Source organism: Roseibium sp. RKSG952 (genome assembly GCF_009711355.1).
Window position 1 is genome coordinate 1,482 of the sequence record NZ_SMMF01000920.1, and the last position, 12,557, is coordinate 14,038.

A 12,557-nucleotide genomic window follows, 5' to 3' on the forward strand; every position below is an offset into this window, starting at 1 on the left:
GCCAGCCCGCGTAAAGTGCCGGGCAAGCATCCTTTGAAACTGCCGCTCGGTTGGATTGAGCGTTCATCAATCGTTGCAATGCTTTTTGCGCCAACATGCGAACCCCATCCGGGGTGCCATCGAGCAAAGGTATCCGACCTCGCGCCTCGAGATCAGGGATCGCCCGAAACCAGTTGGCGACACCAACACCGTATCCAAAGTCACGCAGAACCGTTTCATCGGCAGCACCAAGGGCTTGTGCCGAGACAACCATCAACGTTCCGGCACTGTGATCGATATAGCTGTCGAAATGCTCCTCGTCTTCGAACGGATCTCGATAAATATCCCAACGCCTTACGGCCACATATTCATCCAACTGCGCCGCCAAGTGGGGGGACAGCACACGCGACAATGGTGTGACTACTTCGTGCCTGCGCACGGTCGGCCCCTCGGCAACTTCCTGCAGTGCATCGCGCCACCATTGCAGCCGCATTTCTGCGATCATGGGCTCCTGAGTGACCCAGGGAGCGCGCGCAACTTCGACATTCATCGCATACAAAGGAAACAAAACCGATCGCGCAGCAACCGGGGCAGCCATCGCAGCCATAAAACGGTCGGGATCAGCGCGATGAACAAGCCCCGCGCAGGCCTTTACATCATCATCGAACTTCACAGTCACTCCGCAGCCGCCGACTGTGTTTTGCAGTCGCGCACCAACTTCCACTGGATCGCCTCAAGCAGTGCCTCAAACGAGGCATCCACTATGTTCGCACTGACGCCGACAGTCGACCAACGCCGGCCCTGCCCGTCTTCGCTGTCGATTATGACCCGCGTGACCGCCTCGGTACCACCCTGAGTTATGCGCACTTTGAAGTCGACCAGATGCATATCATCCAATATCGGAGAGTACTGCCCCAGATCTTTGGCCAGCGCCTTGGACAGCGCGTTTACCGGACCACGGTCACCGCCGGAATCGTCAAGAGACTCACTGACGGACAGCTTCTTTTCTCCGTCAACTTTGACCACAACAACAGCCTCGGACAGGCTGACCATCTTGTTGTACTTGTTCTTGCGCCGTTCGACGGTAACTTTGTAGCGTTTGACCTCAAAGAACTGCGGCAACTGCCCCAGTTCATCGCGCGCCAGCAGCTCGAAACTGGCCTGAGCGGTATCGTAGGAATAGCCTTCAGCCTCGCGCTGCTTGATCCGCTCCAGAATACGTCCCAACGCCGGATCACCCGCCTCGACAGTCAGACCTGCTTCGCTCAGACGACGGCGCAGGTTGGACTGCCCTGCCTGATTGGACATCGGGATGATGCGCGTATTGCCGACAGTGGCCGGATCTACATGCTCATACGTCGTCGGATCCTTGAGGATCGCACTGGCATGCAGGCCGGCTTTGTGGGCAAAGGCCGATGCTCCTACATAAGCAGATTGCTTACTGGGCACCCGGTTCAGAATATCATCCAGCATCCGGCTGGTCCGAGTCAGACCAACAAGTGCTTCACGGTTGACCCCGATGTCAAACTGTGATGCGTACGGTTCTTTGAGCAACAATGTCGGGATCAATGCGGTCAGATTGGCATTACCGCAACGCTCGCCCAACCCGTTCAATGTCCCCTGAATCTGACGCGCCCCGGCATCAACAGCTGCCAGTGAGCAGGCGACCGCATTTTCGGTATCGTTGTGGGTGTGAATGCCCAACCGATCTCCTGGCAAACCTGCAGCGATCAGTTCAGAGACAATCTTGCCCACTTCTGCAGGTAGCGCACCGCCATTGGTATCGCACAACACCACCCACCTTGCGCCAGCCTCCAATGCCGCCCGGCACACTTCGGTCGCATAGGTCGGATTGTCCTTATAGCCATCAAAGAAATGCTCGGCATCGAACAGCGCCTCGCGCCCCTGCGCCACGATATGTGCGACCGATGCCCGGACGTTTTCCGTGTTTTCCTCAAGCGTAATGCCAAGCGCTTGGGTCACGTGGTAGTCGTGCGATTTGCCCACCAGACACACCGCCTGCGTTCCCGCATTCATCACCGCTGCCAGAACATCATCATTATCTGCAGACCGGCCTGATCGTTTGGTCATCCCAAATGCGGTCAGCGTGGCCGAGGTTTTTGGGGCCGCATCGAAAAACGCACTGTCCGTGGGGTTTGCACCGGGCCAGCCGCCTTCGATGTAATCAACCCCCAACTCATCCAAAGCCTGCGTAATCTGGACCTTTTCCGCAGTCGAGAACTGGACACCCTGCGTTTGTTGTCCGTCACGCAAGGTGGTGTCGTAGAGGTAGAGGCGTTCTTTAGTCATTGCTTGCTCCCGCTGGCCCTCAGTCATCGATTACGCCTGCTTGTCGCAACAGGAATGATTTGGATCAGCCATCAGACATTCTCCAACTTTGCCGCATCAAAGCCCGATCCGGGCACCAACTCGACGCCCTCTTTGCTCATCCGCACTTCCACACCAGCCGCGATGAGCGCATTTTTGAGCCTGTCTACTTCTGAGAAGTCCTTAGTCTGCTTTGCAACTTCCCGTGCATTGGCAAAGTTCAGGCGCAATTCATCAAGTAGCTCACGCTCGCTATCCCGGATGAGGTCAAGCATTTCGCTGCTGACGGTTTTCAGCCCCATGATTTCCATCCCCGCGAGCAAACCCGGAATATCACCATTGTCGGCCAGTTTCCGAAGTTCAGATATTGCTTTAGGCGTATTTAGATCGTCACCGAGGGCCTCCAATATCTGAGGTGGCACTTCTCCGGGCTCGTTGTCTCCCTTCATGCGATGCCATTTCCCAAGCTCCTTTTGGGCATCGTTTCGTTTCTTCTCTGTCCAATCCATTGGCTTGCGATAATGAGTTTGAAGGAACACAAACCGGATAACTTCGCCGGACACACCTTGTTCCAGCAAATCATGCACGGTGAAGAAGTTGCCCAGTGATTTGGACATCTTCTTGCCTTCTACCTGCAGCATCTCGTTGTGTAGCCAGTACCGAGCGAACTCCCCCTCGGGGTGTGCGCAGCAGCTCTGGGCGATCTCGTTCTCATGATGTGGGAACATCAGGTCGTTGCCACCGCCATGGATGTCAAAGCTCGCTCCCAGCAGCTCATAACTCATGGCCGAGCATTCGATATGCCAACCCGGACGTCCACGACCCCACGGGCTGTCCCAACCCGGCAGATCGTCAGTCGAGGGCTTCCACAGTACGAAGTCCATCGGGTTCTTCTTGTAAGGCGCAACCTCGACTCGTGCGCCTGCGATCATGTCATCAACAGAACGGCCTGACAGCTTGCCATAGTCATTTTTCCATGTGTCTACGGCAAACAGGACATGGCCATCGGCAGCGTAGGCATGACCTTTCGCGATCAGATCCTCGATCATTGCAATCATCTGGGCGATGTATTCGGTCGCGCGCGGCATCTCATTGGGCTCCATCGCGCCCAGTGCACCCATATCATGCAGATACCAGCCGATGGTTTCGTCCGAACGCTCCTGCACCAGCTGCTCCAAAGACCCTTCCGCACCGGCCTGTTTACGCGACAGCGCCGTGGCGTTGATCTTGTCGTCCACGTCCGTGAAATTACGCACATAGGTCACGTGATCTGTGCCATATACGTGACGCAGCAACCGATAGAGCACGTCGAATACAACGACTGGTCGGGCGTTTCCCAGATGTGCCCGGTCATAGACGGTAGGCCCACAGACATACATCCGCACATTTTCTGGATCGATCGGCACGAAATCCTCTTTCGTCCGCGTCCGTGTGTTGTGCAGTTTGATCGTCGTCATCGGTCGGCTCCTAAGAACAGCATAGCTTCTCGCGTTGGCGCGGGCTTAGCAACTTGTCTCAGGGATGAAAACGAAAGAAACCGGCCCGCTTGATTAATCAGCAGGTAATGCAGCAAATAATGATGCAGGTCATCGGGTTCATAATGTTCGGATATCACGTGATTTTGCCTGAGCCAAGCCTTGAGTTTCGCTGATTGCACCGGCAACCTGTCTTTCATGAGCCGAGAGTACGTGAATTCCATTTGCGAAGACCTGCCTGGGGCCGAACTGTCCGACCCCTGGGGTGGCGGGCATGATGCGTGGAAAGTGGGCGGCAAGATGTTTGCCTGCGTCGGATCTGTGGGGGATGGCGTTTCTGTAAAGACGCCGGATATCGAAACGGCTCAGATGCTGATCGAAGCGGGCGTCGGCACCAAAGCCCCCTATTTTCATCGCAGCTGGATTCGACTGCCATGGGATACAGAAGCTGAGGAGATGCGCCACCGGCTGACCGCGTCTTATGATATCGTACGCGCCTCGCTCACGAAAAAATTGCAGGCGACACTACCGGCGCGAAGTTGATTGACAAATCACCGGCGCTCTGTCCCATTCGGCCTGAATTGCTGCAAGGGAGGCGCGCAATGAAACTGTCGCATCGTATCACGCATTTGACCGACGGCGGATCTGACGGCTGGGATGTGTTTTATCGCGCGCGCCGGATGATCGCTGAAGGTCATGCCGTGACTGAACTGACGATTGGCGAACATGACATTCGCACCGATGCGACGATTCTGGCTGAAATGGATCGCTCTGCCCGCGACGGGCATACTGGATATGCCATGGTTCCCGGCACAGATCTGCTGCGCGATACAGTCGCCGCCCGGGTACAAAACCGTACCGGGGTAGCCACGACGCGACACAACGTGCTGATCACGCCGGGTGGCCAGTCTGCACTGTTCGCGGCTCATACAGCAGTTTGTGATCCGGGTGATGTGGGCCTTTATCTTGACCCCTATTATGCGACCTACCCCGGCACCATTCGTGGAGCAGGCGCGATTGCAAAAGCGGTGCAAACCCGCGCTGAAGATGCATTTCAGCCACGTGCCGATATGATTGAACCACTCGTTGAGGGCGCAGTTTCGCTGCTGATCAACACACCGAACAACCCAACAGGTGTTGTGTATTCCCGCGAAACGCTGAACGAAATTGCTGATCTCTGCCAGCGACGCGATCTCTGGCTGATCTCGGACGAGGTCTACGATACGCAGGTATGGGAAGGTGAGCACCTGTCACCACGCGCCCTGCCCGGCATGGCCGAGCGTACGCTGGTTGTCGGATCCATGTCCAAATCCCATGCGATGACCGGCTCTCGTTGCGGCTGGATTGTAGGTCCGGAAGAAGTTGTTCAGCATCTGATCAACTTGGCCACACACACCACTTATGGGGTTCCGGGCTTTATCCAGGATGCCGCGAGCTATGCTTTGACAGCGGGTGACGGTCTGGAGGAAGAGGTTGCAGCGCCGTTCCGCCGCAGACGCTCTTTGGCCATGCAGGTTCTGGGTGGACAAAACACAGTAGGCCTCGTTCCTGCGCAGGGTGCGATGTACCTGATGCTGGATATAAGAGCGACCGGAATGAGCGGCGAGGCGTTTGCAAATGCTCTGCTCGATACCCACGCCATCGCGGTCATGCCGGGCGAGAGCTTTGGCACCGCTGCAGCGGGCCATATTCGCGTTGCTATGACAATTGACGATGACAGGTTTGCTGCCGCGCTACAGACTGTGTGTAATTTTGCATCCGAGCTCGCAGGTCAGCACGCCGCCGAATAGACGTGGTCAGAACCGAAATGTCGTGCGCAAGTTAAAGGTGTTTGCGTCGAGATCACCATTTGAGCGGGTCACATCGCTGAAGTTCTGTCTCAGAGCTTCACCGCTGATCACAAAGTTCTCGCCAATGGGATATGCGACGCCGATACCATAGACAGCTGCGGTGTCACTGTCATTCGATGTATCGGCACGAGCGGCACCAACCACGACATAACCGAGCGCAGGACCGAAATCATACCCGCCACGCAGCTTCAGGCGCGTGACGCCGTCCAGACTGCCCTCAGAACCCAAGCTCAGGTTCAATGGATCATATTCAAGCTCGCCACCCAGTACGAAATCACCAAAATCGTAATCGTACCCGATGTGAGGGCCAAAGGTGGTGTCGTTTCCGCTGGATCCATTCGGACCATCAGCATCTGTGTAACCAAAGCTGAATCCTGCATAGGCGCCCGTCCAATCTTCGGCAAAAGCGGGTGCGGTGCCGACAAGCAGCAACGCAGCAATCATGGCCGTCAATCGTTTCATACGCCTCTCCAAGTACTTCGCATCAGAACCGTCTGAGGCCCTAAGTGCGACTACCGCTTTGGCACGGATATGGGGGCTTAAACCCTCAATTCAATTCACAATTCACTTTCACTAAGTGAAGATAGTTTAACAGATTTCTCTCAAAACGGGAAAAAAACTTCAGGTATTCATTTTAGTTACGCAAGCCTGGTCGCTTTCGCTGATCCGATCTTAAATCAGGTTTCTTAAAAACAGGTCGTAAACAGGATAGATCGCGTCGGTATGCGGTGCCATACACAACCTGTGAATAACCGAGGGCCGGAATGCGCGGCGAATATTGGAAAATCCGTCTGGTAAGCCGTACAATCGGCGCAGATCGCGGGCGTGCGGCGCGTGGTCGGCCGTAATCCTATTGAGATAGCCAATCCCAAACTAGCTCAATAACATTCGGAACACTCACATGAACGATCAATCCCGTAGCTCTTCTCGTAGCGGCGGACGCTCTGCCCGTCGTGCAGCGCGTGCCGCCGCCCTGCCCGACCACCTGCGCCCTGTGCGCCCGGGCATGGAAGGTGGCACATACAAACCTCTAAGCCAGCAGGATATGGAGCGTATACACAACGCCGCCCTGACAGCACTTGAGACGATCGGCCTTGCCGATGCACCGCAAAGCGGCATCGATTATCTGGTCGGCGCAGGCTGTATTCTCGGGGATGACGGACGTATCCGCTTCCCGCGCGCATTGGTCGAGGATATGTTGGCCAAAGCGAACCGTTCGGTCACGCTTTATAGCCGTGATGGCAAAACTGACCTCGAGCTTTCGGGCAACCGCGTCCACTATGGAACCGCTGGCGCTGCAGTACACATGGTCGATGTACATGGTCGAGAGTACCGTGATTCAACGGTTCAGGACCTGCACGACGCATCCCGTATCTGCGATAGTCTGGACAATATCCATTTCGTTCAGCGTCCGATGGTTTGCCGTGACATTCTGGACAACCGCGAGATGGATCTGAACACCATCTATGCTTGCTGTTCGGGCACATTCAAACATATCGGTACATCGTTCACCGATCCCAGCTATGTCGCTCCGGCGGTGGAAATGCTGCACATGATCGCTGGCGGTGAAGACAAGTGGCGCGAACGTCCATTTGTGTCGAACTCCAACTGCTTTGTCGTTCCGCCAATGAAATTTGCAACTGAAAGCTGCGAAGTTATGGAGGAATGCATCAAGGCCGGAATGCCTGTTCTGCTGCTTTCTGCAGGTATGGCAGGTGCTACCGCGCCGTCTACAATCGCCGGAGCAATCACTCAGGCAACCGCGGAATGCCTGGCCGGTTTGGTTTATGTAAATGCCGTAAAGCCAGGTGCTCCCGCGATTTTTGGCACTTGGCCCTTTGGTCTGGACCTGCGTACCGGTGCGATGTCGGTAGGTTCCGGTGAGCAAGCGCTTTTGAGTGCAGGGTGCGCTCAGATGCATAAGTTCTACGGACTGCCAGGCGGTGCAGCTGCAGGCGCATCCGATGCAAAACTCCCCGATATGCAGGCTGGCTGGGAACAGATGTGTTCGAACGTCATGGCCGGTTTATCGGGTCTGAACATGGTCTATGAAGCAGCGGGTATGCATTCATCCCTGCTGGGATTCTGTTTCGAAAGCCTCATTCTCAGCGACGATCTGATTGGTCAGGCACTTCGTTGTGTTCGGGGGATCGAAGTAAACGACGACACTCTGGCACTGGATCAAATCGCCGAAGTTTGCCTTGGCGGACCCGGTCATTATCTGGGCACTGATGCCACTCTTGGCCGTATGCAGGTGGATTATGTGTATCCGACACTCGGCGATCGGACCTCTCCAAAGGAGTGGTCTGAACTGGGCAAGCCGGATCTGATTAAAAAAGCAATTGCCCGCAAGGAAGAGATCCTTGCGACGCCGTCTCAGGCGCGATTTGACCCGCTGCTGGATGCAGAGCTTCGGAGCAAGTTCAACATTCACTTGCCGCAGTAACTCATTGAAAACAGGCGGCCCGAAAGAACCGGGCCGCCTTGCCTAAGCCTGTATTTAGCCGTTTGTTGCCGGCAGCAGGCCTGCCTCCTGAGCGGCCGCTATCTCAGCCTGATCAAGCGCACCGTCGCCATTGGTATCCAATGTCGAGAAGCCATCAGCATCCATATCTGGCAGAACAGCTTGCACTTCTTCGATGGTCAGAACGCCGTCTCCGTTGGCGTCTGCACTCGACTGCGCAAGGGCAAGGGCCGGAAATCCAACTGCAACTGCGGCGAGTACGGCCAATTTCTGCGGTTTCATCGTGATATCTCCTCGTAGGGGTTTTGAGTGGTAGTCCATCCGGACAGGCACCAGAAACACCCTTTAAGAGACGGCTGTCATCGCTAGGTCGGAAAATCCTGTGATTCGCGCCAAAGCCCGCCCGTTTACTGCTGACTGCAGTGCGGCCTCTTGCTGGCCCAAATCGCAGAATCACGATTCGGCAAATCTCCCCCTACGACCAAAGCGCGATCTGGCAGGCCACCGCTCAATCAGGCGACTCACCGTGGCAAAAAGAAAGGGGGCCGAAGCCCCCTGTCAGTTTCGCCATCCAGGCTCATTTCGTTGACCGCCCGGTGTTTTTTTGCCTGCGGCCTGGACGTCGCCTGGGACGAGCGCACCCGTCCCGTGAGAGAGTGGGAAGGACTGATATTCCGCCCCACCCTGTTCCCGGCCAACACGGGCATGTCGACCGAGTGGAACAAGGCGCCTTTGGTAAGTCTCAGGCTTTGCCTTGCTCCGTATTCGTCGGGACCGGTTACTATGGCAGCTTCCGGCCCCTACACCCCGGTTTGCCGGGGTGCTAATCTCAACTACACCCGCTGGTTGCGCCGCAAGTGTTGCACTTCATGCAGGTTCCGTTGCGCACCAGCGTGTAGTTTCCGCATTCGCCACATGGATCGCCCTCGTAACCCTGCATCTTGGCTTTGGTGCGGGCATCCATTCCGGTTGCCACCTCGGATACGACGGTAGTTTCGCTTTGAACTTCAAACTGCGCCGCAGTTTCAGCCATGCCATTCACTTCGGCCTGACCGCCGTTGAAGACCACCAAATCCTGAGGCAAGCGCTTACGCAGATACCCAGTTGAGCTGATTTGTTTCAGAACTTCCAAAGACTTGGTCGCAGCACTATCGCTGATCTCCGAGACATTCGAAACGCCCTCTTCCTCACCTCGGCCCAGATCATCGAAGGTTGCGCCTTCGGGTTTCACATGGGCCAGATCGGTGCGGTCCAGATAAGACACGGCGAGTTCACGGAAGATGTAGTCCAGGATCGACGTCGCGTTCTTGATCGAGTCGTTGCCCTGTACCATCCCAGCCGGTTCGAACTTGGTGAAGGTAAAGGCATCCACAAACTCTTCCAACGGCACGCCGTATTGCAGGCCGACCGATACAGCGATGGCAAAGTTGTTCATCATCGCACGGAAGCCAGCACCTTCCTTGTGCATGTCGATGAAGATCTCGCCCAGTTTGCCGTCTTCAAACTCACCGGTCCGCAGGTAAACCTTGTGCCCGCCCACGATCGCTTTCTGGGTATAGCCCTTGCGGCGATGCGGCAATTTCTCGCGATGGCTGCGGATCATTTCCTTGACCACAACCTTCTCGATCACTTTCTCGGCCAGCACGACGGCTTTTTCCTGCGCCGATCCGCTTTCCAGAACTTCCGCCGCTTCGTCGTCATCCTCGACCAGCGCTGCCGCCAAAGGCTGCGACAGTTTCGAGCCGTCGCGGTACAGCGCGTTGGCCTTCACACCCAGCGACCACGAAAGTTCGTAAGCCTTCTGGCAGTCTTCGATGGTCGCGTCATTCGGCATGTTGATCGTTTTCGAGATTGCGCCCGAGATGAAGCTCTGCGCCGCCGCCATCATGGTGATGTGGCTGTCAACCCCAAGGAAACGCTTGCCTTTCTTACCGCACGGGTTGGCGCAGTCGAAGATCGAATAGTGCTCTTCCTTCAGATGCGGCGCACCTTCCAGCGTCATCGTCCCGCAGACATGGTCATTGGCCGCGTCGATATCCGCCTTGGTAAAGCCCAGATGACGCAGCAGGTCGAAGGTCGGGTCATTCAGCTTGGTCGCCGGGATGCCCAGAACGCCGGTGCAGAAGTCTTCACCCAGCGTCCACTGGTTAAACACGAACCGGATATCAAAGGCGCTTTCCAGCGCGGCGTCCACTTTGGCCAGTTCATTGGGGCCAAAGCCGTGACCGGTCAACGAGGTGTGGTTGATACCCGGCGCGTTGCCGATAGTACCGTGACCAACCGCGTAGCCGACGATCTCTTCAATCTGAGACGAGGAATACCCCAGCTTTTCCAGCGCCGAAGGCACCGAGCGGTTGATGATCTTGAAGTAACCGCCACCAGCCAGTTTCTTGAACTTTACCAGAGCAAAGTCCGGCTCGATCCCGGTCGTGTCGCAATCCATAACCAAACCAATGGTACCGGTTGGTGCGATCACGGTGGCCTGCGCGTTACGGTAGCCGTTCTTTTCGCCGAGGCTCAGCGCCTCATCCCAAGCGGACATGGCCAGATCGATCAGACGCTTGTCCGGGCAATTGTCGTGGTCCAGCGGCACCGGCTTAACAGCCAGTTTTTCATAACCCTCGGTCACTCCTTGTGACGCACGACGGTGGTTGCGGATGACGCGCAGCATGTGGTCTGCGTTGCGCTCATAGCCTTTGAACGGGCCAAGCTCGCCTGCAATCTCCGCCGAGGTCGCATAGGCCACACCGGTCATGATCGCGGTCAGCGCGCCACAGATCGAACGCCCCTCGTCCGAGTCGTAGCTGTAGCCCATGTTCATCAGCAGGCCGCCGATATTGGCGTAACCCAGACCCAGCGTACGGAAGTCATAGGACAGTTGGGCGATTTCCTTGGATGGGAACTGCGCCATGGTCACCGAGATTTCCAATGTCAGGGTCCACAGACGCGAAGCGTGCATGTAATCCGCCGCCTGGAACTCACCATCCTTCAGGAAGGTCAGCAGGTTCATCGAAGCAAGGTTACAGGCCGTGTCATCGAGGAACATGTATTCCGAGCACGGGTTCGAGCCGCGAATCTCACCATCTTCGAGGCAAGTGTGCCATTCGTTGACAGTGTCATGGAACTGGATACCCGGATCGGCGCAAGCCCATGCGGCGTGGCCGACTTTTTCCCATAGATCACGCGCTTTGACCGTGCGCGCAACCTTACCATCGGTGCGGTTGATCAGTTCCCAATCCGCGTCTTTTTCAACTGCGGTCAAGAATGTGTTGGTCACGCGGATCGAGTTGTTCGAGTTCTGACCCGAAACCGAGCTATACGCTTCCGAATCCCAGTCCGTATCATAGGTCGGGAATTCGATGCTGTCGTGACCCTGCCGGGCGTAGTCCAGCACACGCTTGATGTAAGTCTCTGGGATCGCGACTTTTTTGGCTTCGCGAACCGCCTTCTTCAGGCTGTCATTCTTATTGGGATCATACGCATCGTCCTGCGCACCGTCCCAGCTTCGGATGGCCTCGAAAATGCCGTTCAGCATCTTCTCGTGCATCTTTGATCCGGCAACGATCGAGGCCACCTTCTGCTCTTCGATCACCTTCCATTCGATGAATTGCTCGATGTCCGGGTGATCTGCATCGACGATCACCATCTTTGCTGCTCGACGGGTTGTTCCGCCTGATTTGATCGCGCCAGCGGCGCGGTCGCCGATCTTGAGAAAGCCCATGAGGCCCGAGGACTTGCCGCCGCCTGACAGCGCCTCGCCTTCTGCACGCAGATGGCTGAAGTTGGTCCCGGTACCAGAGCCGTATTTGAACAGGCGCGCCTCGCGCACCCACAGATCCATGATACCGCCTTCGTTCACCAGATCATCATCGACCGACTGGATGAAGCACGCATGCGGCTGCGGATGTTCGTAAGCGGATTTCGATTTGGTCAGTTTTCCGGTTTTGTAATCGACGTAGTGGTGCCCTTGCGCCGGGCCATCGATTCCATATGCCCAATGCAGACCGGTATTGAACCATTGTGGCGAGTTCGGCGCGGCGCGTTGGGTCGCCAGCATATAGCGCATCTCGTCAAAATAGGCGCGCGCGTCATCTTCGGTCGAGAAATAACCACCCTTCCAGCCCCAGTAAGCCCAAGCGCCCGCCAAACGGTCGAACACTTGCTTGGAAGAGGTCTCGCCATCAAACTCCGCGCCATCAGCCGGAACCGAGCGCCACAGGAATTCGGGGACGTCTTTCTCTTTTACTTTTTTCAGCTTGGACGGGACGCCCGCTTTGCGGAAGTATTTCTGGGCGATGACGTCGCTGGCTACCTGACTCCAGCTGGAAGGCACCTCAATGTTGTCCAGCCGAAATACGATTGTCCCGTCGGGATTGCGGATTTCCGAGGTGGCTGACACAAAATCGAGCTCTGCATATGCATCCCGCCCCGGTTTGGTAAATTTTCTTTCAATCTTCATGT

At 56.3% G+C, this 12,557-nt stretch carries 9 protein-coding genes; 3 read left to right on the top strand and 6 right to left on the bottom strand.

Features of this window, described 5'->3' with window-relative positions; translation table 11 throughout:
* The 3 genes from E1297_RS21090 to cysS all read right to left on the bottom strand — a co-directional run.
* Positions 1-652 (bottom strand): squalene/phytoene synthase family protein (locus E1297_RS21090; protein ID WP_209015904.1); only part of this gene is annotated, 652 nt, incomplete at its 3' end.
* A gap of 2 nt (positions 653-654) precedes the next feature.
* Positions 655-2,289: a citramalate synthase gene (gene cimA / locus E1297_RS21095; protein WP_155141956.1), complete on the bottom strand. Its 1,635-nt coding sequence runs from the start codon at positions 2,287-2,289 to the stop codon at positions 655-657.
* Positions 2,290-2,360: 71 nt separating this feature from the next.
* Positions 2,361-3,764, bottom strand: a complete 1,404-nt coding sequence (gene cysS, locus E1297_RS21100) for a cysteine--tRNA ligase (RefSeq protein ID WP_155141958.1) — start codon at positions 3,762-3,764, stop codon at positions 2,361-2,363.
* Positions 3,765-3,944: 180 nt separating this feature from the next.
* Here cysS and E1297_RS21105 point away from each other — a divergent pair, with 180 nt between their 5' ends.
* Together E1297_RS21105 and E1297_RS21110 are read left to right on the top strand one after the other, a co-directional pair.
* The gene (locus E1297_RS21105) at positions 3,945-4,325 is read left to right on the top strand and encodes an MmcQ/YjbR family DNA-binding protein (protein ID WP_209015905.1); all 381 of its coding nucleotides are present in this window, start codon (positions 3,945-3,947) and stop codon (positions 4,323-4,325) included.
* A 59-nt stretch (positions 4,326-4,384) separates the two neighbouring features.
* Positions 4,385-5,572, top strand: a complete 1,188-nt coding sequence (locus E1297_RS21110) for a pyridoxal phosphate-dependent aminotransferase (protein WP_155141960.1) — start codon at positions 4,385-4,387, stop codon at positions 5,570-5,572.
* Between the two features lie 6 nt (positions 5,573-5,578).
* On the opposite strand, the gene E1297_RS21115 is transcribed toward E1297_RS21110, so the two are convergent.
* The gene (locus E1297_RS21115) at positions 5,579-6,094 is read right to left on the bottom strand and encodes an outer membrane protein (protein WP_155141962.1); all 516 of its coding nucleotides are present in this window, start codon (positions 6,092-6,094) and stop codon (positions 5,579-5,581) included.
* A gap of 439 nt (positions 6,095-6,533) precedes the next feature.
* Between E1297_RS21115 and E1297_RS21120 the strand changes: the two genes are divergently transcribed.
* Entirely contained in the window at positions 6,534-8,078 is a 1,545-nt protein-coding gene (locus E1297_RS21120; RefSeq protein WP_155141964.1) for a trimethylamine methyltransferase family protein, read from the top strand.
* A 54-nt stretch (positions 8,079-8,132) separates the two neighbouring features.
* Here E1297_RS21120 and E1297_RS21125 read toward each other — a convergent pair whose 3' ends face one another.
* Both E1297_RS21125 and E1297_RS21130 read right to left on the bottom strand, forming a co-directional pair.
* Entirely contained in the window at positions 8,133-8,378 is a 246-nt protein-coding gene (locus E1297_RS21125; protein ID WP_155141966.1) for a hypothetical protein, read from the bottom strand.
* A gap of 547 nt (positions 8,379-8,925) precedes the next feature.
* Entirely contained in the window at positions 8,926-12,555 is a 3,630-nt protein-coding gene (locus tag E1297_RS21130; RefSeq protein ID WP_155141968.1) for a vitamin B12-dependent ribonucleotide reductase, read from the bottom strand.
* Positions 12,556-12,557: the final 2 nt, after the last annotated feature.

Excerpts from the sequence above, each read along its gene's own strand:
- cimA (WP_155141956.1), bottom strand. The coding sequence starts at position 2,289 with ATGACTAAAGAACGCCTCTACCTCTACGACACCACCTTGCGTGACGGA.
- cysS (WP_155141958.1), bottom strand. The coding sequence starts at position 3,764 with ATGACGACGATCAAACTGCACAACACACGGACGCGGACGAAAGAGGAT.
- E1297_RS21110 (WP_155141960.1), top strand. The coding sequence starts at position 4,385 with ATGAAACTGTCGCATCGTATCACGCATTTGACCGACGGCGGATCTGAC.
- E1297_RS21115 (WP_155141962.1), bottom strand. The coding sequence starts at position 6,094 with ATGAAACGATTGACGGCCATGATTGCTGCGTTGCTGCTTGTCGGCACC.
- E1297_RS21120 (WP_155141964.1), top strand. The coding sequence starts at position 6,534 with ATGAACGATCAATCCCGTAGCTCTTCTCGTAGCGGCGGACGCTCTGCC.
- E1297_RS21125 (WP_155141966.1), bottom strand. The coding sequence starts at position 8,378 with ATGAAACCGCAGAAATTGGCCGTACTCGCCGCAGTTGCAGTTGGATTT.
- E1297_RS21130 (WP_155141968.1), bottom strand. The coding sequence starts at position 12,555 with ATGAAGATTGAAAGAAAATTTACCAAACCGGGGCGGGATGCATATGCA.